The organism is Pseudomonas halotolerans (genome assembly GCF_039581215.1).
Lineage (GTDB): Bacteria > Pseudomonadota > Gammaproteobacteria > Pseudomonadales > Pseudomonadaceae > Aquipseudomonas > Aquipseudomonas tehranensis.
In genome coordinates this window covers 51739-72109 of the sequence record NZ_JBCNTJ010000004.1, presented here as the reverse complement: position 1 = coordinate 72109, position 20371 = coordinate 51739, and the positions used below count along the sequence as shown (strand labels likewise).

Annotated in this window: 22 protein-coding genes, 1 pseudogene and 1 riboswitch; of the genes and pseudogenes, 12 read left to right on the top strand and 11 right to left on the bottom strand. The window is 61.4% G+C overall.

What is annotated here, in order from left to right; genetic code table 11:
• Nucleotides 1-31 precede the first annotated feature (31 nt).
• Nucleotides 32-661: a LysE family translocator gene (locus AAIS01_RS07070; RefSeq protein ID WP_343468418.1), complete on the bottom strand. Its 630-nt coding sequence runs from the start codon at nt 659-661 to the stop codon at nt 32-34.
• 276 nt (nt 662-937) lie between these two features.
• On the opposite strand from AAIS01_RS07070, the gene AAIS01_RS07065 reads away from it, so the two are divergent.
• The 3 genes from AAIS01_RS07065 to AAIS01_RS07055 all read left to right on the top strand — a co-directional run bounded on the left by AAIS01_RS07065 (nt 938) and on the right by AAIS01_RS07055 (nt 3782).
• Nucleotides 938-1903, top strand: coding sequence for a 2-hydroxyacid dehydrogenase (locus AAIS01_RS07065; RefSeq protein WP_343468417.1), 966 nt, complete (start codon nt 938-940; stop codon nt 1901-1903).
• A gap of 33 nt (nt 1904-1936) precedes the next feature.
• The gene (locus AAIS01_RS07060) at nt 1937-2935 is read left to right on the top strand and encodes a methyltransferase (protein ID WP_343468416.1); all 999 of its coding nucleotides are present in this window, start codon (nt 1937-1939) and stop codon (nt 2933-2935) included.
• Between the two features lie 50 nt (nt 2936-2985).
• Nucleotides 2986-3108, top strand: a riboswitch (yybP-ykoY riboswitch).
• A gap of 89 nt (nt 3109-3197) precedes the next feature.
• Nucleotides 3198-3782 carry a TMEM165/GDT1 family protein gene (locus AAIS01_RS07055; RefSeq protein ID WP_343468415.1) on the top strand — a complete coding sequence of 195 codons (585 nt, stop codon included), beginning with the start codon at nt 3198-3200 and terminating at the stop codon, nt 3780-3782.
• Between the two features lie 131 nt (nt 3783-3913).
• On the opposite strand, the gene AAIS01_RS07050 is transcribed toward AAIS01_RS07055, so the two are convergent.
• Entirely contained in the window at nt 3914-4729 is an 816-nt protein-coding gene (locus tag AAIS01_RS07050) for a M48 family metallopeptidase (RefSeq protein WP_214915852.1), read from the bottom strand.
• Between the two features lie 217 nt (nt 4730-4946).
• Between AAIS01_RS07050 and AAIS01_RS25670 the strand changes: the two are divergent.
• Both AAIS01_RS25670 and AAIS01_RS25665 read left to right on the top strand, forming a co-directional pair.
• Nucleotides 4947-6227, top strand: a pseudogene (locus AAIS01_RS25670) (methyl-accepting chemotaxis protein); the annotation flags it as partial.
• Between the two features lie 15 nt (nt 6228-6242).
• Nucleotides 6243-7085 (top strand): methyl-accepting chemotaxis protein, encoded by an 843-nt coding sequence (locus tag AAIS01_RS25665; protein WP_431191913.1) that lies wholly within the window; start codon nt 6243-6245, stop codon nt 7083-7085.
• A gap of 130 nt (nt 7086-7215) precedes the next feature.
• Here AAIS01_RS25665 and AAIS01_RS07040 read toward each other — a convergent pair whose 3' ends face one another.
• Genes AAIS01_RS07040 through AAIS01_RS07030 form a run of 3 tightly spaced genes read right to left on the bottom strand, consistent with a single transcriptional unit; the run spans nt 7216 to nt 8330 of the window.
• Nucleotides 7216-7839, bottom strand: coding sequence for an SOS response-associated peptidase (locus AAIS01_RS07040; protein WP_343468413.1), 624 nt, complete (start codon nt 7837-7839; stop codon nt 7216-7218).
• A 35-nt stretch (nt 7840-7874) separates the two neighbouring features.
• Entirely contained in the window at nt 7875-8135 is a 261-nt protein-coding gene (locus AAIS01_RS07035; RefSeq protein ID WP_343468412.1) for a putative signal transducing protein, read from the bottom strand.
• A 12-nt stretch (nt 8136-8147) separates the two neighbouring features.
• Nucleotides 8148-8330: a CPXCG motif-containing cysteine-rich protein gene (locus AAIS01_RS07030; protein WP_047229423.1), complete on the bottom strand. Its 183-nt coding sequence runs from the start codon at nt 8328-8330 to the stop codon at nt 8148-8150.
• 139 nt (nt 8331-8469) lie between these two features.
• Here AAIS01_RS07030 and AAIS01_RS07025 point away from each other — a divergent pair, with 139 nt between their 5' ends.
• On the top strand, nt 8470-9636 hold the full coding sequence (locus AAIS01_RS07025) for a 1-acyl-sn-glycerol-3-phosphate acyltransferase (RefSeq protein ID WP_343468411.1): 1167 nt from the start codon (nt 8470-8472) through the stop codon (nt 9634-9636).
• 208 nt (nt 9637-9844) lie between these two features.
• Here AAIS01_RS07025 and AAIS01_RS07020 read toward each other — a convergent pair whose 3' ends face one another.
• Nucleotides 9845-10126, bottom strand: coding sequence for a hypothetical protein (locus AAIS01_RS07020; protein WP_214915865.1), 282 nt, complete (start codon nt 10124-10126; stop codon nt 9845-9847).
• Between the two features lie 332 nt (nt 10127-10458).
• Between AAIS01_RS07020 and AAIS01_RS07015 the strand changes: the two genes are divergently transcribed.
• Complete coding sequence (locus AAIS01_RS07015) at nt 10459-10665, top strand: hypothetical protein (RefSeq protein ID WP_047229420.1); 207 nt, start codon at nt 10459-10461, stop codon at nt 10663-10665.
• Nucleotides 10666-10834: 169 nt separating this feature from the next.
• Here AAIS01_RS07015 and AAIS01_RS07010 read toward each other — a convergent pair whose 3' ends face one another.
• On the bottom strand, nt 10835-11419 hold the full coding sequence (locus AAIS01_RS07010) for a YajG family lipoprotein (protein ID WP_305385864.1): 585 nt from the start codon (nt 11417-11419) through the stop codon (nt 10835-10837).
• 205 nt (nt 11420-11624) lie between these two features.
• Between AAIS01_RS07010 and AAIS01_RS07005 the strand changes: the two genes are divergently transcribed.
• Both AAIS01_RS07005 and mqo read left to right on the top strand, forming a co-directional pair.
• Nucleotides 11625-11858 (top strand): hypothetical protein, encoded by a 234-nt coding sequence (locus AAIS01_RS07005; protein WP_343468410.1) that lies wholly within the window; start codon nt 11625-11627, stop codon nt 11856-11858.
• Between the two features lie 739 nt (nt 11859-12597).
• Entirely contained in the window at nt 12598-14106 is a 1509-nt protein-coding gene (gene mqo / locus AAIS01_RS07000) for a malate dehydrogenase (quinone) (RefSeq protein ID WP_343468409.1), read from the top strand.
• Nucleotides 14107-14221: 115 nt separating this feature from the next.
• Here the strand turns inward: mqo and AAIS01_RS06995 are convergent, their stop codons facing one another.
• The gene (locus AAIS01_RS06995; protein WP_343468408.1) at nt 14222-14509 is read right to left on the bottom strand and encodes a PA4642 family protein; all 288 of its coding nucleotides are present in this window, start codon (nt 14507-14509) and stop codon (nt 14222-14224) included.
• A gap of 63 nt (nt 14510-14572) precedes the next feature.
• Nucleotides 14573-15058, bottom strand: coding sequence for a hypothetical protein (locus AAIS01_RS06990; RefSeq protein WP_343468407.1), 486 nt, complete (start codon nt 15056-15058; stop codon nt 14573-14575).
• Nucleotides 15059-15344: 286 nt separating this feature from the next.
• Here AAIS01_RS06990 and dauA point away from each other — a divergent pair, with 286 nt between their 5' ends.
• The gene (gene dauA / locus AAIS01_RS06985; protein WP_343468406.1) at nt 15345-17084 is read left to right on the top strand and encodes a C4-dicarboxylic acid transporter DauA; all 1740 of its coding nucleotides are present in this window, start codon (nt 15345-15347) and stop codon (nt 17082-17084) included.
• A gap of 139 nt (nt 17085-17223) precedes the next feature.
• On the opposite strand, the gene AAIS01_RS06980 is transcribed toward dauA, so the two are convergent.
• Together AAIS01_RS06980 and AAIS01_RS06975 are read right to left on the bottom strand one after the other, a co-directional pair.
• Complete coding sequence (locus AAIS01_RS06980) at nt 17224-17697, bottom strand: WbuC family cupin fold metalloprotein (protein WP_343468405.1); 474 nt, start codon at nt 17695-17697, stop codon at nt 17224-17226.
• Nucleotides 17698-17700: 3 nt separating this feature from the next.
• On the bottom strand, nt 17701-18258 hold the full coding sequence (locus tag AAIS01_RS06975; RefSeq protein WP_047229412.1) for a hypoxanthine-guanine phosphoribosyltransferase: 558 nt from the start codon (nt 18256-18258) through the stop codon (nt 17701-17703).
• A gap of 175 nt (nt 18259-18433) precedes the next feature.
• Between AAIS01_RS06975 and upp the strand changes: the two genes are divergently transcribed.
• Both upp and AAIS01_RS06965 read left to right on the top strand, forming a co-directional pair.
• Nucleotides 18434-19072, top strand: a complete 639-nt coding sequence (gene upp / locus AAIS01_RS06970; RefSeq protein WP_030138594.1) for a uracil phosphoribosyltransferase — start codon at nt 18434-18436, stop codon at nt 19070-19072.
• Between the two features lie 2 nt (nt 19073-19074).
• Nucleotides 19075-20349 carry a uracil-xanthine permease family protein gene (locus AAIS01_RS06965; RefSeq protein WP_092402485.1) on the top strand — a complete coding sequence of 425 codons (1275 nt, stop codon included), beginning with the start codon at nt 19075-19077 and terminating at the stop codon, nt 20347-20349.
• Nucleotides 20350-20371: the final 22 nt, after the last annotated feature.

Below are 20371 nucleotides of genomic sequence, written 5' to 3'. Positions count from 1 at the left end.
TGGAGACGATCACAGGAAGGATCAAAACCGATCAGTGAGACTCGGTAAACGCCAGCTTTATGCCAATGGCAATGAGGACCGCGCCCATGGTCCGGTCGAACCAGTGGCCCATGCGGGCAAACCCGGCGCGCACTCGCTGTTGGCTGAACAGCATGGCCACCAGGCAGAACCACACCGCCGTCGCCACCGCCAGGTACACGCCGTAGCCGGCCTGGATTGCCAGGGGCGTATGAGGATTGATCACCACGGTGAACAGCGACAGGAAAAACAGCGTCGCCTTGGGGTTCAGGCCATTGGTGACGAAACCCGAGGTGAACGCGCCACGAGCGGTACGTTCGCCAACCTCTTTATGCAGGTTGTCCGCCGTCGGCTTGACCGGTTGAGCTCGCAGCGCCTTGAAGCCGATGTACAGCAGGTAGGCGGCGGCAGCCCATTTCAGCGCGTTGAACAGCACGATCGATTGCGACACGATCAGGCCAATGCCCAGCAGCGAATACCCCACATGCAGGAAAATCGCCGTGCCCACACCCAGCGCCGTCCAGGTTCCGGCGCGGCGGCCATGGGTCACGCTCTCACGCACCACGACGGCAAAGTCCGGCCCCGGGCTGGCCACGGCCAGCAGGTGGATCAGGGCGACGGTGAGGAATTCGGTGAGGTACATGGGGGCTCCTGGAGAGTAGGCCTTTTAAAATGAATACCGTGGCAAGGGTGCTTGCTCCCGCTGACGCTGTAGGAGCTGACGAGCGAAGCGAAGCTGCGATCTTCTTATGGTCCATTGAGTCTTGAGCGAAAGATCAAGAGATCGCAGGCTTCGCCAGCTCCTACAGGTCCAGCGGGAGCAAGCTCCCTCGCCACGGGTGGTCGGCGCCTGGGCCGCCATTCATCTGATAGGCTCGCCACATTACGCCTTCGATTCCTCAGATAAAAGGTACAGCTGATGACAAACACCGGCCGCGCAGTTTTCCTCGATCACCCTTCCCTGGACCTCGGCGATCTGAACCTGGGACCACTGCGCAAGTGCTTCAGCGAACTGCAACTGTTCGCCCGCACGACCGGCGATGAAGTGACCGAACGGCTCAAGGGCGCCACGGTGGCGATCACCAACAAGGTCGTGATCGATGCGACTGCCATGGCTGCCAACCCCGAACTGAAGCTGATCCTGATCAGCGCCACCGGCACCAATAACGTCGACCTGGACGCCGCCCGCCAACACGGCATCACCGTGTGCAACTGTCAGGGCTACGGCACGCCGTCGGTGGCCCAGCACACGATCATGCTGTTGCTGAATCTAGCGACGCGCCTGGGTGACTACCAAAAGGCGGTGGCCGAAGGCCGTTGGCAACAGGCTTCGCAGTTCTGTCTGCTGGACTACCCCATCGTCGAACTGGAAGGCAAAACCCTCGGGTTGCTGGGTCATGGTGAGCTGGGCAGCGCCGTCGGGCGACTGGCCGAAGCCTTCGGCATGCGTGTGCTGCTGGGGCAGATCCCCGGCCGCCCTGCTCGCCCCGACCGCTTGCCGCTGGATCAACTGTTGCCGCAAGTCGATGCCCTGACCTTGCACTGTCCGCTCAACGAGCACACCCGGAATTTCATCGGTGCCCGGCAACTGGCGCTGCTCAAACCTGGCGCCTTTGTGCTCAACACCGCCCGCGGCGGCCTGATTGACGAACAGGCCCTGGCCGATGCCCTGCGCAGCGGCCATTTGGGCGGCGCGGCCACCGATGTGCTGAGCGTGGAGCCACCCACCCAGGGCAACCCGCTGCTGGCCGCCGACATTCCGCGGTTGATCGTCACGCCCCACAACGCCTGGGGCAGCCGCGAGGCGCGGCAACGGATCGTCGGCCAACTGACGGAAAACGCCCTGGGCTTTTTCAGCGGTACAGCGCAGCGAGTCGTCAGTTGATAAACTGCCGCACTTTTTTTCAAGGAGCAGACCATGGATCCGCGCAGTGAAGTACTGCTTCGTCAGGCCGAGTTATTTCAGGGTTCGGTGTTGCTGGCCGGCCTGCCCGCCGACGATCTGCTCGGTCGCTTGCCCCTAGCCCATGGCTGGTGCTGGCACGCCGGTGATCAGGCCGCGCTGGATGCCCGTTTCCCCGAACGCAGCCACTTCGGCGTGAACGTGCCGGCCCTTGAGTTCGACACCGCCGTGGTGTTCCTGCCCAAGGCCAAGGACCTGACCGATTACATCCTCAATGCCGTGGCGTCGCGCCTGGCCGGTCGCGAGGTGTATCTGGTGGGGGAAAAGCGCAGCGGCATCGAAGGCGCGTCCAAGCAGCTCAACGCCTTCGGCAAACCGCGCAAGCTCGACAGCGCGCGTCATTGCCAGTTGTGGCAGGTCACCGTGGCCGATGCCCCCGAGGCCAAGCCTTTGGAAAGTCTGGCCCAGACCTACGAACTGCCCCTGGCCGAAGGCGCGCTGAAGGTCATCAGCCTACCGGGGGTGTTCAGCCATGGTCGCCTGGATCGCGGCAGTGCGCTGTTGCTGGAACACCTGGACAAACTGCCCAGCGGCCACTTGCTGGATTTTGGCTGTGGTGCCGGCGTGCTGGGGGCGGTGGTCAAGCGCCGCTATCCGCACAACACCGTCACGCTGCTGGACGTGGATGCCTTCGCCGCCGCCAGCAGCCGCCTGACCCTGGCCGCCAATGGCCTGGAAGCCGAGGTGTTGACCGGCGACGGTATCGACGCCGCGCCCATGGGATTAAGCGCGATTCTGAGCAACCCGCCGTTCCATGTCGGCGTGCACACCGACTACCACGCCACGGAAAACCTGCTGCGAAAAGCAGCCAAACATCTGAAAAACGGCGGCGAACTGCGCTTGGTGGCGAACAGCTTCCTCAAATATCAACCACTGATCGAAGAGCATCTGGGCGTGTGCGCAATCAAGGCCGAAGGCCAGGGTTTCCGCATCTACCGGGCCAAGCGCGGCTGAAGCAAATTTAAGAAACAGCACTTGCCCAATCGGATTTGCCTAGGCAGAATCCGCTCCGTCCTAGGGGAGTAGTCTCCCGCGAGCAACCTGCTCGCCCGGCATACGTCAACATACTTGGTCAGCAGACCATGGCGTATGCGGCCCAAGCGTCCACGCAGATGGTCGCTGGGTTTGACAAGACCTATGACACGCACACCTTACCCGGGGCGGGAAGGCTGTACGTGTCATAGCCGTGTCGACCCGCCCCTCTAGGAATCACCTGATGCTGGACTCTTTCCTCGTACCTACCGCTATCGTTGCGCTGGCCGAAATCGGCGACAAGACGCAATTGCTTGCGCTTATTCTCGCGGCTCGCTTTCGCAAACCCTGGCCCATCATTGCCGGCATCGTGGCCGCGACACTGGCCAACCATGCGGCGGCCGGGGCGGTGGGTGCCTGGGTCAGTGGCATCTTCTCCAATGCGGTCCTGCACTGGATTCTGGCGGTGAGTTTTGCCGCCACGGCGCTGTGGACGCTGGTGCCGGACAAACTGGACGATGATGAAGCCAGCACGACCCGCAAATTCGGGCCTTTCCTGACCACGCTGATCGCGTTCTTCCTGGCGGAAATCGGCGACAAGACCCAGATCGCCACAGTGATGCTCGCCGCGCAGTACCCGGAACTGTGGCTGGTGATCATCGGCACCACCGTGGGCATGCTGATTGCCAACGTGCCGGTGGTACTGGCCGGTAACTTCGCCGCTGAAAAGCTCCCCCTGACGCTGATCCGCCGCCTGGCGGCCTCGGCATTTTTTGTCCTGGCAGTCGTGGCGGTCTACAAGGCGATGCAGAGCAGTGGGTGGGTTTGATCAGGTTGATACAGGCTCTTGTGGCGAGGGAGCTTGCTCCCGCTGGGTTGCGAAGCAGCCCTAAGCTTTTGCGGCCGCTACGCGACCGAGCGGGAGCAAGCTCCCTCGCCACAAAGAAACAGCCTTAATACTTATTTCCGGGCTTGCTGATAAAGCGGCATCACCTTCGGAATCGCCGCCTGCAGCGCCGCAATCCGGCTGCTGGACGACGGGTGGGTGCTCATGAACTCCGGCGGCGCGCCTTCCGAAGCCTTGGCCATCTTGTTCCACAACGTGATTGCGGCATTCGGGTCATAACCGGCGCGAGCGGCCAGTTCCAGGCCAATCAGGTCAGCTTCGTTTTCGTTCCCACGGCTGTTGGGCAGGGTCATGCCGTAGTTGGCCACAGTATCGGCCAGCGCCAGGCTGTCCTGGCCCAGACCGAACAATGCACCGGCGCCCTGCTTGGCCATTTCGATGCCATAGGCCTTGGACATCGCTTCGCGGCCGTGCTCGCGCAAGGCGTGGGCGATTTCATGGCCGATGATCGCGGCGATTTCATCGTCAGTGAGCTTGAGCTTGTTGATCAGCCCGGTATAGAAAATGATTTTGCCGCCGGGGCCGCAACTGGCGTTGAGCTCATCGCTTTTGATCAGGTTCACTTCCCAGTTCCATTGCGCCGAATCCGGGCGGAACACAGGTGCCTGAGCGATCAGCCGACTGGAAATGGCCTGGACGCGTTTGGCGTCGCTGCTGGTCTTGTCCAATACACCCTTGGCGCTCGCTTCGCCCATGGTCTTTTGGTAGGACTGGGCATACATCTGATTGACCTGGTCGGTGGACAGCATGCTGAACATGTATTGCTTGCGCTCCACGCCCACGGCTCCGCCGCTGGTGGTGTTGACCGACTGGCAACCGGCAAGCAGCAAGCCCACACTCAGTGCACTCACCATCAATATCTTGTTCATGTAAGAAGCTCCCTGGAAACGTGGGCGTATCCTAGGCGCTGATTTGTATCGGCGCCAGATACATAGCGAGGGATTACAGTTTTTTCAGACAGACCCTACTCCAGTCCATTTACGACACCCATAAAGCCAAAACAGTCATCCGACGAACAGCGCCTCATGCCGGGCCTGAGAAACGCCGATACAGGCTTCAGACGTCATTCCCGCGTCCGGAGCCTTTATGAAATTCAAATCGATCCAGTTTTCCGTGGCCGCTCTGGCCGGCGCCATCATCCTCAGTGTGGTCGCTGCTCTGGTGCTGTACGCACTGTTTGCCGGTGCCCGCACCCAGGAGATGGTGCAACAGCGGACCAAGGTGCAGTTCGAGCATCTCATCGAACAACGCCTCGACGCGCTGGCCCGCACCCAGGCCAGTCTGATTCAGCGGGAGCTGGAGGCTCCGCTGTTGCTGGCCCGGGGCCTTGCGACCACCAACGCCTTGATGGGCATGAATGGCACGGACGGCAACGCACAACTGAAGGTGCCCCGCGAGCAGATGATCAGCCTGCTGCGCGAGACCGTGGTGCGCAACCCGAAGATTCTCGGCGCCTATATCGCCTGGGAACCAAACGCCATCGACCACGACGACGCCAATTACGCGAACAGCCCGGTGCTGGGCATGGAAACCGACGGGCGCTTCCTGCCCTGGTGGTTTCGTAACCAGGACGGCACCCTGGGCCTGGAGAAACTCGCCGACGTCACGGACCAGAAACTGCTGTCCACCGGCATTCGCGCCAGTGAATATTACCTGTGCTCGCAAGACAGCAAAAAAGCCTGCGTGATCGACCCGGCGCCGTATCGCGTCGGCGACACCATGACCATGCTCGCCTCGTTCATCGAGCCAATCATGGTCGATGGCCAGTTCCAAGGCATCGTCGGCGCCGACCTGTCGGTGAACTTCATCCAGGACATGCTCGTCGCTGCCGACCGCCAGCTGTATGAGGGTGCCGGGGAAATGGCGTTGCTCTCCAGCAATAACCGGTTGGTGGCCTTCACAAAGGACCCGTCCAAACTGGGAGAGAAGGCCAGTGACCTGCTGGACGCCAATGAGCTGGACAACCTGTCCAAACTCAGCGTCGGCCAGGTGCGTTACGACGTCGATGAAGCCCATGGGCATATCGAGGTGTACATGCCGTTCGGCATCGGTGAAACCCAGGCCCGCTGGACGCTGATGCTGCAACTGCCGCTCAACGCGGTGATGGCTGAACTGCAAGCGTTGCAGAAAGACTTGGACGCGCAGCGCCAGACCGACATCTTCGGCATGACCATGGTCGGCCTGGTGATTGCCGGCATCGGCCTGCTGGTGATCTGGCTGGTGGGCCACGGCATTGCCCGACCGCTCAAGCAAATGGTGGCGATGCTTGATGACATTGCCCAGGGCGAAGGCGACTTGACCCGGCGCCTGGTGAGCGACCGCGCCGATGAACTGGGTGCCATCGCCAAGGGCTTCAATACCTTCCTGAGCAAGTTGCAAGGGATGATCACCCAAGTCGTCACCTCGGTGCAGAGCGTCAGCGATTCCTCGGAGCACACGGCCGACATCGCCATCCGCACCAACCAAGGCGTGCACAAGCAAATGGTGGAGATCGATCAGGTCGCCACCGCCGTGCACGAGATGACCGCCACCGCCCAGGACGTGGCCCGCAACGCGACCCAGGCCGCGCAAGCTGCTGGTCACGCAGACCAGGCCGCCAGCCAGGGCATGCAGATCGTGCGGGACACTTCCACCTCCATTGGTGCCCTGGCCCTGGAAATCGGTAAGGCCGTGGGCGTGGTGCAAGCGCTGGCCAAGGACAGTGAGAACATTAACGCGATTCTCACCGCCATCCGCGGGATCGCCGAACAGACCAACCTGCTGGCCCTCAACGCCGCCATCGAAGCGGCTCGCGCCGGTGAACAGGGGCGTGGATTCGCGGTGGTGGCCGATGAGGTGCGCAACCTGGCGCAGAAAACGCAGCAGGCCACTGAAGAAATCCAGACGATGATCCAACAGTTGCAGCAAGGCACCCGGGACGTGGTGCGGGTGATGGAAGACAGCCAGCACCGCACTGACGAAAGCGTGCAACATGCGGCGAAAGCGGCCCAGGCTCTGGAGACCATCACTCAGGCGGTATCGGTGATCAACGACATGAACACCCAGATCGCCAGCGCCGCCGAGGAACAAAGCGCGGTGGCCGACGACATCAACCGTAACGTGATCAACATCGGGCAGGTGGCAAATGAAGTGGCGGGCGGCGCGGACGAATCCAGCGCGGCCAGTGCGGGGCTGACCAAACTGGCGGAGCAACAACGGCGGTTGATCAATCAGTTCAAGGTTTGACCCTAGGCCCCCATCGCGAGCAAGCTCGCTCCCACAAGGGATTGGCGGTGAACACTATTGCTGTGAACACCCGCAGCCCACTGTGGGAGCGAGCTTGCTCGCGATGAGGCCAGCACAGACGCCTCAACACTCAAGCCGGCGTCAGGCACTCCGGCCCATTGAGCTTCGGATCATTGACCATGTTGGCCAACACCCGCTCGCGCAATTGCCCCGGCTCGCTCGCCAGCAGCCCTTGCAAGGCATGCAGTGGCGTTTCGGGGTCTAGCCACAAGCGCTGCCCCTCTTCATCCAGAATCAACGGTCGACGCTGCCCCGCCGCTGGCTGGGTAATGACAGCGGTACTCAGCCACACCTGCTCCTGCACTGGATAAGCTTCCCAGATCGCGGCAAAAAACAGCGACGAGCCCTCCCCCGGCGTTAGCCAGTACGGACGCTTGCGCGTGCCACCGCGCCATTCATAGAAACCGTTGGCTGGCAGCAGGCAGCGGCGCAGGCGCAAAGCTTCACGAAACATGGGTTGCTCGGCCACGGTTTCGGCCCGGGCGTGCGCCGGGGTACGGGACAGGTCGGTCAACCACGGCGGCGTCAGGCCCCAACGAGCCCGGGCCAGTTCGCGCTGCCCTTCAGAGCCGGCGCGCAGCATCAGCACCGAATCGTTGGGCGAAATATTCCATTGGGCCTTTTGGTCGGCGGGGAAGCCGGGCAAGGCCGCGAAGGCGGGGTTCCAGCGAAACAGGGCATAACGTCCACACATGGGGCAACACGACTCTTGATCAATCGGTCGCCAGCCTAACAGACCAGTGTGCCGGGGTAACTGTCCAGCTCATCACCGGGCAATGGCAACGCGGCATTGTAGGCGGCGATCAGGTCCCGAGCGTATTGCGCCTGGTCGTCCTCCACCACCAGCCCCAGCAGGCCATGCATCGGCAACTCTCCCGCACCGCCCACCAGGTCACGACCCACCAGGTGGGCGGTGATGCCTTCACTGGCGAGCATGCCCTGGAGCAGTTCGCCTTCCATCAGGTTTTCCAGCTCGTAGATTCGCTGCATGGACGGCCCCCATCATTCGTTTTCACTGAAGACTTCCAGATGCCATTCTTCATCGTGGACCTGCAGGACGAAGGTTATCGGCCGGCAACAGACCTGACAGTCCTCGATATAGGTCTGATCGCCGCCGGACAGGTCCACCAACGTTTCCACTTCCTCACCACAATACGGACATTCATACGGAGCGGTTTCCAGCATCGCGGTCTCCCAGGTGACTTGTGCGTATAATCGCCGGTCTGTTTGCAGGGCTATTTTTGTCTGGCTTATCTTTCAGGCCGTGCCCTGTCGGTTTTTCGATCCAACCTTTACTTACCCTAGCCGTTTCCTACAAGAGAGCATGATGGGCGAATTCGATGCCATCCGACCTTACGACGACAGCGAAGTCCCAGCGGTGCTGGCGCGGCTGCTCGGCGACAAGGCGTTTCTAGATATCCTCACCCACTTCCGCTTCCCACGCCTGGCCGGGGCTTTGGGCTGGATGCTCAAGCCTCTTATAGCGCAAAGGCTGCGTCGTGAGTTCGCCGGTGTGACATCGGTCGCCACTTTGCAGGACAAAGTGGAGTTCTATGTCGACCACACGATCGAGCGTGCCACCGATGGCGTGACCTACACCGGGGTGGAGCAATTCAAATCCGGTAGCGCGTACCTGTTCATCGCCAATCACCGTGACATCGTGATGGACCCGGCCTTCGTCAACTACGCCGTGTACCACGCCGGCTTGCCAACGCCACGCATCGCCATTGGCGACAACCTGTTGCAGAAGCCCTTTGTCAGCGACCTGATGCGCCTGAACAAGAGTTTCATCGTGCACCGCTCCATCACCGGGCGACGGGAAAAAATGGCCGCTTACCAGTTGCTGTCGGCCTACATCAACCACTCGATCCGCAACGACTGCGCCTCGATCTGGATTGCCCAGGCCGAAGGACGGGCCAAGGACGGTGACGACCGCACCGAATCGGCGATCCTCAAGATGTTCCACATGAGCCGCAAGGACGAGCCGTTCGGCGAGGTCATCCAGTCGCTGAACCTCACGCCGGTCTCCATCAGCTACGAATACGACCCCTGCGACCAGGCCAAGGCTCGCGAACTGTACATCCGCGCCACCACCGGCACCTACACCAAGGCACCGGGCGAGGACGACGTGAGCATCGCCAAAGGCATTACCGGCTACAAGGGTCGGGTCCACGTGAACTTTGCCGCGCCGATCACTGAGTTGTTCGAGGACACCAAGCAACTGGCCCAGGAAATGGACCGGCAAATTCTCGGCGGTTACCGCCTGTTCCCGGTGCATTACCTGGCTTACGCCCAATGGGCCGACGCCGACCCGCAGTTGCAGGTGCCGACAGCGGCCCAGGTATTCGACGCCGACGAACTGGCCAAGGCCCAGGAGGAATGGCAACGCCGACTGGACGCTTGCCCGGTGGAGCATCGGCCATTCCTGGTGCTGCAATATGCGACGCCGGTGCGTAATCAGTATCGGGTCAAGGCAGGGTTGGCGCTTTAAGCGATGGACACCGGTTCCCTATGACGAGGGGGCTTGCTCTCGCTGGGTTTGTGTAGGGGCTGCCGAAGGCTCGGGCCGCGTTCGGACGATCTTCTGATCGTTCGCTTGGGGTTCAGGTGCCAGGGGAAGATCGCAGCCTCGTTGCACTCGTCAGCGCCTACAGGGCGCAGCCCAGCGGGAGCAAGCGCCCTCGCCACGGGCTATTTCATCAGAACTGCGTGCTGATCCAAGACACCAGCAGCGCCAGCGCCAGGCAAGCAAAACCAAAACGATAGAAAAACCGGTTCATGCGCTGGGTGGCCAGATCCAGCAGCGCTTCGAATCGCTCGTCGCCTTCGCGATTACGCGCTTCCAGGCAGGCCCGCGCCCGTTGCTCACGACGGCGCGTGGCATGCAGCACCCAACCGCCCGGGCAGGCAAACAACAATGCGAGCAGGTTGATCAGTTTGGCAGGGTGAGCAGCGAACAACGAAAACAAATGCAGCGACATCACGAACCTCAAGCAATAAACGGACAGGACGCGTCCGGGACCTACGAACGGCGTGAATTCTACCGAAAGCCTGCGCCCCTACCGCACTTTTTCCGACCAATAACGATCAGTTGGGAGGATGGCGCGCAGACTTTGTGGCGAGGGGATTTATCCCCGCTCCAGTGCGCAGCGCTCGCAAACGCTTAAGCAAGGCAGACGTCCCAGGGGCCGCTTCGCGACCCAACGGGGATAAATCCCCTCGCCACAGATTCAATCCGGCTAATTTCAGGCGTCACGGTTTCGTCATCTGAATAGGCCACCCTGTCGCCCTTCAAACCTGCCCGGAACCCGCCATGCTTCACGCCGAAAACCAGGATCGTCTCTATCTCATCAGCCCGAGCGACGAACAACAGAACCTCGTCGGCAGCCTGTCCTTCAACGTGCAGGATCGGCATTGGCTGGTGTATTGCGCCCTTGGTGGCCATCAACACGCCGACCTTCCGGAGACCGATCTGCTGACGGGGATCAGCGTGCTGGAGCTGTATTCCCAGGCTGCATGACGGTTTCACTCTGTGGGAGCAAGACTTACCCGCGATGAGAACGGCACCTTCGACAATGCGGTGAAGGACAGATCGCTATCGCGGGCGAGCCTTGCTCCCACAGGTTTGCTTTCACACATCTGATCGCAACCACTGGGCCATTGCAGCCCAGGGCCATGCGGTCGATACCTTACTCAGCCAGCACCTGACCAATGCTCGGGTCCTTGAACAGGCGGGTCAGGGCGTCGCTCAACACGTCGCTGACCAGCTTGGTGTTGGTGTCCTGGTTAGGCGCCATGCCGAAGCGCTGGTCCAGCGAAGCACCGTAACGACCGCTGTAGCGACGATTGGCGTTCTGCACCTCGGAACGGAAGGTCGCGCCGATGGTGGCTTCGGTCACATACATGCCTTCCTTGGGCGACTGGTACTTCAATTCGGCCAGGGTGACGGTCAGTTGCGGTGCATTCATCGCGTTGGCGGTAGGTGTGAAGCCCAGCAAACGTACCGCCGCTTCGGCCTGGGCCTGCAGCTTGGGCAGGATCTGCGCGCCCTGCACCGTGATCACACTGGTTTCCGGGTACAGCCCGCCGCGGGTGCCGAGGGTCGGCGACGGACGACCGTCCACCACCCGCACCACCACCGGCTGACCGCGCCCTACAGGCGCCAGCTGGGCGTTGAGCTTGGGCTCCGGGTTAAGTTGTTGCGGGCTGTGGGCGCAGCCGACGAGGGCCAGACTGGTCACAGCGATCAAACCGAACAACAGGCGTTGCAACATGCTCTTCTCTCCAGAATCGGGCACAAACAGGCCCGCAGTATAGCGGTGCGCCATGGCGGTGAACTAGCGCTGCACGATGAATACTCAAATGACTGACACAGCGTGGGAAAAGCGCTTCGCGTCATGCCATTGTCATGATCCTTACACCGGCATGTCATGGCCTCCTGTCAGCCTTGTCACACGCTCTCCGACACGGTATCCGACCATGCGCTTTCTCATTTCCCTGTTCACCCCGCGCCCCCAGCACCGCTGCTTCGCCCTGCTGGACCGCAACGGCCGTTGTCAGGCATTCAAGCAATGCAGCCTGCAGCCCATGGGCGAAGGTTGGGTGGAAATCGAAGAGATTCGCCTGAACTGGCTGCACCAGCCATTGCCCGCCAGCGCCCGCGTGCAAACCCTCGGCACTCGTCCACGCAACCGTCAACTGTTGGCCGTCTGACCGGAAGGCTAATAAAAGTCATTAAACACGACCATTTCCCTGCGTTTCTTCGATACAATCTGCCCCCGATTATAAGGACGTCTCCTGATCGGGCCTCGCAACACCGCTAATGCGCTGGTATTGGCACCCCGCACCGCCCACAGAGAGCCGCCCACACAGATCGAGTGAAGCTGGCGTGCTTGCTGTTTTTCAAAGCAAATCACCACTTTTCGCGAATCTGCAGAGCTGTCATTACGCTCGGTCACTGAGCTGTCTGCCCGTTTTGCCTGTCATGTATTACATGGGGGCAAACCAATCCGGGCGCAGTGCCAGGCTGGGACAGCCCTTTTTTGAGGTTCACGTCTTCAAAAGAGCGTGAAAAAACGGGTTTTCACAACTTCACGAGAGTGTGGCGAGCAAATGAATAGTTTTGCGTCTGAACAAGCACCATTAGCGTCTGAAACAGCCCAACGACACAGGACCGCGTATCGCTCAAGAACCGGCGCCTGAAGCCTGTCCGCTACGGATTTGGTTGCACGAACGGATGTCTCGGCCATAAGTCGAATTGCCTGCCCGGCGCTTAAATGAGTTCATGGGACTCTGAGGCCAGGCTGCATGCATCCGCAGTAGTTGCGATAAATTGCGAAGATTCGGACATGGCGATCCTGGCCATGGATACCTGGGGCGCAACTGACCTGCCCCGCCACTCCCTGGCCGCCATGCCGACAATTTGGTGCTGCAGATTTTGGAGACGCGTTAAATGGCGCATAACGAAGCAGTCGATGTAGTTCTGGTAGGGGCCGGCATCATGAGTGCCACCCTGGCCGTGCTGCTCAAGGAACTCGACCCCGCGATCTCGCTGGAAGTCGTCGAGTTGATGGATTCCGGTGCCGCGGAGAGTTCCAATCCGTGGAACAACGCCGGCACCGGCCACGCCGGGCTGTGCGAGCTGAACTACACGCCCCAGGCGGCCGATGGCAGTGTCGACATCAAGAAAGCCGTGCACATCAACACCCAGTTCGAGGTGTCGAAGCAGTTCTGGACGTACCTGACCAAAAAAGGCACGTTCGGCTCATCCAAATCCTTCATTGCCCCCGTGCCGCACCTGAGCTTCGTGCAAGGTGAAAAAGGCGTGTCGTTCCTGAAAAAGCGCTTTGAGCTGATGCGCCAGCATCACGCCTTCGCGGACATGGAATACACCGAGGACAAGGCCCTGATGGCCGAATGGATGCCGCTGATGATGCCGGGCCGGCCAGCTGATGAAGTCATCGCCGCCACCCGCGTCATGAATGGCACCGACGTCAACTTCGGCGCCCTGACCAATCAGTTGCTCAAGCACCTGACCAGCGCCCCGGACACCCAGGTCAAGTATTGCAAGCGCGTCACCGGCCTCAAGCGCAATGGCACTGGCTGGACCGTCAGCATCAAGGACGTCAATTCCGGCAGCAGCCGCGAAGTCGATGCCAAGTTCGTCTTCCTGGGCGCCGGTGGTGCGGCATTGCCGTTGCTGCAAGCGTCGGGCATCGAAGAAAGCAAGGGCTTCGGCGGCTTCCCGGTCAGCGGCCAGTGGCTGCGTTGCGACAACCCGGAAGTGGTCAAGCACCACCAGGCCAAGGTTTACAGCCAGGCCGCCGTGGGCTCGCCACCGATGTCCGTGCCGCACCTGGACACCCGCGTGGTCGACGGCAAGAAATCCCTGCTGTTCGGGCCATACGCCGGTTTCACCACCAAGTTCCTCAAGCACGGTTCGCTCATGGATCTGCCGCTGTCGGTACGTGCCGGCAACATCGGCCCGATGCTGGCCGTGGCCCGGGACAACATGGACCTGACCAAGTACCTGATCAGCGAAGTGATGCAGTCCATGGAACAGCGTCTGGAATCCTTGCGTCGTTTCTATCCCGAGGCGAAAGCCGAGGACTGGCGCCTGGAAGTGGCCGGCCAACGGGTTCAGATCATCAAGAAAGACCCGAAGAAAGGCGGCGTCCTGCAGTTCGGCACCGAACTGGTGGCGGCCAAGGACGGCACCCTCGCCGCCTTGCTCGGCGCATCGCCCGGTGCTTCGGTGACCGTCTCGATCATGCTGGACCTGATCGAGCGCTGCTTCCCGGACAAAGCCAAGGGAGAATGGGCGAGCAAACTCGCAGAGATCTTCCCGGCGCGGGAAAAAGTGCTGGAAACCGACGCGGCGCTGTATCGCAAGGTCAGTACGCAGAACAACATCGCCCTGGAACTGGTTGAACAAAGCAGCGAGACACCCAGCTTCGCTTGATTCAACCGCATAAAAAACGCCCCGTTCTTTCTGAGAGCGGGGCGTTTTTTATGGGAGAAGCTTTTGTGGCGAGGGAGCTTGCTCCCGCTGGCCTGCGAAGCAGGCCCCAAAATATTCAGCCACGAGCCTTGTTGATCAACTCGATGTATTCCTCGGCATTGCGCTGGTCCTGAATCAGCGCGACGAAATCGTTGCCGTGCTCATCCTTGCCATTGAGGTCGTAACCGGCCTCGACGAAAAAAACCAGGAACCGCTCGAAGTCGTCGACCCGCAGGCCACGGTACGCCTTGATCAGTTTGTGCAGCGACGGCGAAGTGGCATCGACCGGGTCGAAATTGAGGAACAGCTTGATCTGTTCATCGCCAATCTCGTCACCAATCACTTGTTTCTTGTCTTTACGCATTGCCGGGCTCCAGCTCGCACAGTTCACGGGGGCGGGCAGTTTACCCCCGGCAGGCCTCGGGGCTCAACGCGGGCGTACAGCGCCGGTGTGCAGGTCGGCCCAGATATGGCCGTTGGCGTAGCTGAGGAACTGCACGTACACCGTGTCGTTGCGCAGCAGATCGATCACCACTTGATACTGGGCCTGTGGATAAGACAGCGTCAGGGTCTTGCTCGCCTCGTCGAAGGCAGGTTTTTTCAGGCTTTTGCTTTCGCCATCAAAGTTCAGGATTACCTGGTTGAGGGTGGCGCCTTTATTCAAGGGCTTGCCTTTAAGGCGCACCAGCAACGGCGATGTAACCGGTATCGGTTGCTGGTTGGACTGACGCTGATTGCCCAGCACCACCGAATACTCGGTGACTTGAAGCAATTGCTGGTGTTCAGGTTGTTCCTGGCGCACCGCCAGCTCATCCGGGGGCAGGAATTGACTGTGCATCGGCGCGCCAACGGCCGCCCACGACAGGCTGGACATCAGCAGCAGAGCGGCGCAGCGGCGGTTCAATACACTCATGACAGGCTCCTGATCTTGGCCTGGCACTCTAGCACGGGCCCAGGCGCTAAAAATAACGATCCAGGTCAATACATCCGCGCCACGAGCACGGCATACTCAAGGAGCCATCAGCCCTGGCCTACCGGTGTCGGCCCTTGTGGCGAGGGAGCTCGCTCCCGCTGGGCTGCGCAGCAGACCCAAGATCTTGCGGTCGCTGCGCAACCGAGCGGGAGCGAGCTCCCTCGCCACGGTTTCTGGGTTTGGCAAAGCTCAGGATGAATCCCTTTCTTTCGTGCATGGAGTGCCCATGTCTTTCTCCGCCCCACCCTTATTCGCAGCCTGGCGCCAAGCCTGGCGCGCCGGCTATACCCTTGAACGCCTGCGCGGCGATCTGGTGGCCGGGCTGACCGTCGGCATTATTGCCATCCCCTTGGCCATGGCCCTGGCCATTGCCGTTGGTGTCCCGCCGCAGCATGGCTTGTACACGGTGCTGGTGGCCGCCCCCCTGATCGCCCTCACCGGCGGCTCGCGTTTCAACGTGAGCGGGCCGACAGCGGCGTTCGTGGTGATCCTGCTGCCCATCACCCAGCAGTACGGCCTGGGCGGCCTGCTGCTGTGCACGATGCTGGCGGGGATGATTCTGATCGCGCTCGGCCTGATGCGGGCCGGGCGGCTGATCCAGTACATTCCTTATCCGGTCGTTCTCGGTTTTACCGCGGGCATCGGCGTGGTCATTGCCACCCTGCAGCTCAAAGACCTGCTGGGCCTGACCACGGTCGGCAACGCCGAACATTACATCGAGCAACTGGGCGCCTTGATCACGGCGCTGCCCAGCGCCCGGCTCGGCGACGGCCTTATCGGCGTCATCTGCCTGGCGGTATTGATTATCTGGCCGCGCTTCGTTCCCCGCATTCCTGGTCATCTGGTGGCCCTGCTGGTGGGTGCGCTGTTGGGGCTGGCACTGGAAAGCGCCGGATGGCAGATCGCGACACTGGGCGAACGTTTCAGCTACGTGGTCGACGGCATCAGTTACCCCGGCATCCCACCCTTCTTGCCGAGTTTCGACTGGCCATGGAACCTGGCGGACAGTCAGGGTCACCCCTTGGGACTGTCCTACGATCTGATTCGCCAATTGCTGGCACCCGCCTTCGCCATCGCCATGCTCGGTGCCATTGAGTCGCTGTTGTGCGCGGTGGTGGCCGACGGCATGACTGGCAGTAAACACGACCCCAACGCCGAACTGATCGGCCAGGGCCTGGGCAATCTGGTGGCGCCACTGTTCGGCGGCATCACTGCCACGGCGGCGATTGCCCGCAGCGCCACCAATGTGCGCAGCGGCGCGTCTTCGCCATTGGCCGCGATCATTCACAGCCTCGTGGTGCTGGGGGCAATTGTGCTGCTGGCGCCGTTGTTCAGCTATCTGCCCATGGCAGCGCTGGCGGCGCTGCTGGTGATGGTGGCCTGGAACATGAGCGAAGCCGGACACGTGCTGCACACCTTGCGCATCGCCCCACGCAGTGACGTGCTGGTGCTACTGACCTGCCTGACCCTGACCGTACTGTTCGACATGGTCATGGCGGTCGCCGTCGGCCTGCTGCTGGCCGCCGGGCTGTTCATCAAACGCATGAGCGAGCTGACGGACACCGCCGAACTGCCGCGCCAGTTTCATCAGGCCTTACTGGACATGCCCGAGCACGTTCGCTGCTACGCCATCCGTGGACCGCTGTTCTTCGGCGCGGCAGAAAAGGCCCTGGATGTGCTGCGCAAATTCGATCCGGGGGTTCGGGTGGTGGTGGTGGAAATGAGCGCCGTGCCGATGCTGGACATGACTGCACTGGCGGCTTTTGAAAGTATTCTCAAGGACTACCGCAAGCAGCGCATCGGCTTGATTCTGGTGGCGACCGCGCCACGGGTACGCCTGAAGTTGCGCCGCGCCGGCATCCATCGCGAGCAGCGCCAATTGGCGTATGTGCAGACTCTGGAGCAGGCACGGGTCAAAAGCGAAAAATGGCTGGCCGGTAGCCCAGCTCACTCGAGGCCGGCCTGATTGATCTGTGGCCATGGAGCTTTTTGTGGCGAGGGAGCTTGCTCCCGCTTGGGTGCGTAGCACCCACCTGCAACTGGGGCTGCTGCGCAGCCCAGCGGGAGAAAGCTCCCTCGCCACAGAAGCCTCGCTACCGCACCGCTCAGTCGAACTGCGCGCGCATCCAGGCTTGATATTCAGCCACCCCCACCGCGCCTTCGCGGGGCGCCCAATGGGCCAGTTCACCGTCGCCTACCGGGCGGTAAGGCCCGGCCTTGCACTCGAACATCATGCTGTCGGCTTCCAGCACCACTAAACCGTGGTACACGCCCGCCGGCAGATCGACACCGAGGCAATCGCCACCGGCCTGCAAGATACGCTTGTCCACCACCGTTCCGGCTTCATCAAAGATCAGCACACCGAGCCGGCCCTTGAGTACCAGTAAGGTTTCAGCCTTGTCGGCACTGAGGTGGCGATGAGGTGGAATATAGGTGCAGGGCTGCAAGCCAACCACCATGCGGTGGCAGGGCTCGTCCATCTCATGAAAGTTATGGTGTTGCCGCCCGCGAGGACTGGCCGTGGCTTTCTCGGCCAGTTCGTTGAACAGCGCTTGATCCAGAAAGCCCGGTCGGTTCATCAATTACATTCCTTTGACGGCGAAAATACCGTTGGCGTTGCGCCAGTAACCTTTGTAGTCCATGCCGTAGCCGAAGATGTAGCGGTCGATACACGGCAGGCCGACGAAATCGGCTTTCAGGTCCGGACGGGCCTTGCGGTCGTGGTCCTTGTCGATCAGCACGGCGGTGTGCACGGCGCGGGCACCGGCGTGTTTGCAGAAGTCGATGATGGCGCCCAGGGTGTGACCTTCGTCGAGGATGTCGTCGATGATCAGCACGTCGCGGTCGATGAACGAAACTTCCGGCTTGGCTTTCCAGAACAGGTCGCCACCGCTGGTTTCGTTACGGTAACGGGTGGCGTGCAGGTAGGACGCCTCCAGCGGGAAGTTCAGGTAGGTCAGCAGCTTGCCGGAGAAAATCAGCCCACCGTTCATGACGCAGAACACCACCGGGTTGGAATCGGCCAACTGGTCGTTGATTTGCGCACCGACACGGGCGATGGCCGCTTCGACTTCGGCTTCGGTGTACAGGCAGTCAGCCTCTCGCATGATTTGACGGATATGCTCGAGATCAGCGGACATGGCGCTCTCCAGGGGAGGTTGGGGGAGGGACGGGTTCGGAAAAGCGGGCAAAGGTACGCATCCCGCCCGGCCAGATCAAGCGTTTGTGGACTAACGTTCTGTATTGTCTATAGGACAACACCCTCGGATAGATTAATCTAGGCCGGTTTTTTTGCCCGCCGCCGGAGCTTTCCCCATGCCCATCCTCGAGATCCGCCACCCGCTGATCAGACATAAACTCGGCCTGATGCGCCGCGCCGACATTAGCACGAAGAACTTCCGCGAACTTGCCCAGGAAGTCGGTGCACTGCTCACCTATGAAGCCACCAAGGACCTGCCGCTGGAGTCCTATGAAATCGACGGTTGGGCCGGCACGGTCCAGGTGGAAAAAATCGCCGGCAAGAAGATCACCGTGGTGCCGATCCTGCGTGCCGGCATCGGCATGCTCGAAGGCGTGCTGAGCCTGATCCCGGGCGCCAAGGTCAGCGCCGTGGGCGTGGCCCGCAACGAGCAGACCCTGCAGGCTCACACCTACCTGGAAAAACTGGTGCCGGAAATCGACGAGCGCCTGGCCATGATCATCGACCCGATGCTCGCCACCGGCAGCTCCATGGTCGCCACCATCGACCTGCTGAAAAAAGCCGGTTGCCGTGACATCCGCGCCATGGTGCTGGTGGCGGCCCCCGAAGGCATCAAGGCAGTGGAAGACGCTCACCCCGACGTCACCATTTACACCGCTTCGATCGACCAGAAACTCAACGAACATGGCTACATCATCCCCGGCCTGGGCGATGCTGGCGACAAGATCTTCGGCACCAAGCAGAAGGACGCTTGAGCATGCAGGATGAGTTCAACGATCCGCTCTGGCGCCAGGTTTTGTCCGGCGCGCAGATGCTGTTCGTCGCCTTCGGCGCGCTGGTACTGATGCCGCTGATCACCGGGCTGGACCCGAACGTAGCGCTGTTCACCGCGGGCCTGGGGACAATCCTGTTCCAGATCGTCACCGGGCGTCAGGTGCCGGTATTTCTGGCCTCGAGCTTTGCCTTCATCACCCCGATCATTCTCGCCAAGGGCCAGTTCGGCCTGGCCGCGACCATGGGTGGCGTGATGGCGGCCGGTTTCGTCTACACCTTCCTGGGCCTGGCGGTGAAGGTCAAGGGCACCGGGTTCATCGACCGCTTGCTGCCACCGGTGGTGATTGGGCCGGTGATCATTTCCATCGGCCTGGCCATGGCACCGATTGCCGCCAACATGGCCATGGGCAAGGCCGGTGACGGCAGCGAACTGATTGCCTACCAGACGGCCATGCTGATCTCGATGCCGGCACTGCTCACCACCCTGATCGTTGCGGTGTTCGGCAAAGGCATTTTCCGCCTGGTGCCGATCATTTCCGGCGTGCTGGTGGGCTTTGCCATGGCGTTTTATTTTGGGGTGGTGGACACCGCCAAGATCGCCGCCGCGCCGTGGTTCGCCCTGCCGGCCTTCACCGCGCCGGAGTTCAACTGGCAAGCGATCCTGTTCATCGTACCGGTGGCCCTGGCGCCGGCCATCGAGCACATCGGCGGGGTCATCGCCGTGGGCAGCGTGACCGGTCGCGACTACCTGAAAAAACCCGGCCTGCACCGCACCCTGCTCGGCGATGGCGTCGCCACCACGGCAGCTGGCCTGTTCGGCGGCCCGCCCAACACCACTTACGCCGAAGTCACTGGCGCGGTGATGCTGACCAAAAACTACAATCCGAAAATCATGACCTGGGCGGCGATCTTCGCCATCAGCCTGGCGTTCATCGGCAAGTTCGGCGCACTGCTGCAAAGCATCCCGGTGCCCGTGATGGGCGGGATCCTGTGCCTGTTGTTCGGTTCGATCGCGGCGGTGGGCATGAACACGCTGATTCGCCACAAGATCGACCTGAGCGAAGCGCGTAACCTGGTGATCGTTTCGGTGACGCTGGTGTTTGGTATCGGCGGTGTGCTGGTAGGCACCGGCACCGGCCCGGACGACTTCGGCCTCAAAGGCATCGCGCTGTGCGCGGTGGTGGCGATCGCCCTGAACCTGATCCTGCCGGGCAATGACGGCTGGAAGCACAAGAAGGCGGATGAGCCGCTGCTATAAATCAGCCTGTACATAATGTGGC

What these genes read in the sequence shown, in the direction of transcription:
- AAIS01_RS07070 (WP_343468418.1), bottom strand. Translation starts at nt 661, where the DNA reads ATGTACCTCACCGAATTCCTCACCGTCGCCCTGATCCACCTGCTGGCC.
- AAIS01_RS07065 (WP_343468417.1), top strand. Translation starts at nt 938, where the DNA reads ATGACAAACACCGGCCGCGCAGTTTTCCTCGATCACCCTTCCCTGGAC.
- AAIS01_RS07060 (WP_343468416.1), top strand. Translation starts at nt 1,937, where the DNA reads ATGGATCCGCGCAGTGAAGTACTGCTTCGTCAGGCCGAGTTATTTCAG.
- AAIS01_RS07055 (WP_343468415.1), top strand. Translation starts at nt 3,198, where the DNA reads ATGCTGGACTCTTTCCTCGTACCTACCGCTATCGTTGCGCTGGCCGAA.
- AAIS01_RS07050 (WP_214915852.1), bottom strand. Translation starts at nt 4,729, where the DNA reads ATGAACAAGATATTGATGGTGAGTGCACTGAGTGTGGGCTTGCTGCTT.
- AAIS01_RS25665 (WP_431191913.1), top strand. Translation starts at nt 6,243, where the DNA reads ATGATCACCCAAGTCGTCACCTCGGTGCAGAGCGTCAGCGATTCCTCG.
- AAIS01_RS07040 (WP_343468413.1), bottom strand. Translation starts at nt 7,839, where the DNA reads ATGTGTGGACGTTATGCCCTGTTTCGCTGGAACCCCGCCTTCGCGGCC.
- AAIS01_RS07035 (WP_343468412.1), bottom strand. Translation starts at nt 8,135, where the DNA reads ATGCAGCGAATCTACGAGCTGGAAAACCTGATGGAAGGCGAACTGCTC.
- AAIS01_RS07030 (WP_047229423.1), bottom strand. Translation starts at nt 8,330, where the DNA reads ATGCTGGAAACCGCTCCGTATGAATGTCCGTATTGTGGTGAGGAAGTG.
- AAIS01_RS07025 (WP_343468411.1), top strand. Translation starts at nt 8,470, where the DNA reads ATGATGGGCGAATTCGATGCCATCCGACCTTACGACGACAGCGAAGTC.
- AAIS01_RS07020 (WP_214915865.1), bottom strand. Translation starts at nt 10,126, where the DNA reads ATGTCGCTGCATTTGTTTTCGTTGTTCGCTGCTCACCCTGCCAAACTG.
- AAIS01_RS07015 (WP_047229420.1), top strand. Translation starts at nt 10,459, where the DNA reads ATGCTTCACGCCGAAAACCAGGATCGTCTCTATCTCATCAGCCCGAGC.
- AAIS01_RS07010 (WP_305385864.1), bottom strand. Translation starts at nt 11,419, where the DNA reads ATGTTGCAACGCCTGTTGTTCGGTTTGATCGCTGTGACCAGTCTGGCC.
- AAIS01_RS07005 (WP_343468410.1), top strand. Translation starts at nt 11,625, where the DNA reads ATGCGCTTTCTCATTTCCCTGTTCACCCCGCGCCCCCAGCACCGCTGC.
- mqo (WP_343468409.1), top strand. Translation starts at nt 12,598, where the DNA reads ATGGCGCATAACGAAGCAGTCGATGTAGTTCTGGTAGGGGCCGGCATC.
- AAIS01_RS06995 (WP_343468408.1), bottom strand. Translation starts at nt 14,509, where the DNA reads ATGCGTAAAGACAAGAAACAAGTGATTGGTGACGAGATTGGCGATGAA.
- AAIS01_RS06990 (WP_343468407.1), bottom strand. Translation starts at nt 15,058, where the DNA reads ATGAGTGTATTGAACCGCCGCTGCGCCGCTCTGCTGCTGATGTCCAGC.
- dauA (WP_343468406.1), top strand. Translation starts at nt 15,345, where the DNA reads ATGTCTTTCTCCGCCCCACCCTTATTCGCAGCCTGGCGCCAAGCCTGG.
- AAIS01_RS06980 (WP_343468405.1), bottom strand. Translation starts at nt 17,697, where the DNA reads ATGAACCGACCGGGCTTTCTGGATCAAGCGCTGTTCAACGAACTGGCC.
- AAIS01_RS06975 (WP_047229412.1), bottom strand. Translation starts at nt 18,258, where the DNA reads ATGTCCGCTGATCTCGAGCATATCCGTCAAATCATGCGAGAGGCTGAC.
- upp (WP_030138594.1), top strand. Translation starts at nt 18,434, where the DNA reads ATGCCCATCCTCGAGATCCGCCACCCGCTGATCAGACATAAACTCGGC.
- AAIS01_RS06965 (WP_092402485.1), top strand. Translation starts at nt 19,075, where the DNA reads ATGCAGGATGAGTTCAACGATCCGCTCTGGCGCCAGGTTTTGTCCGGC.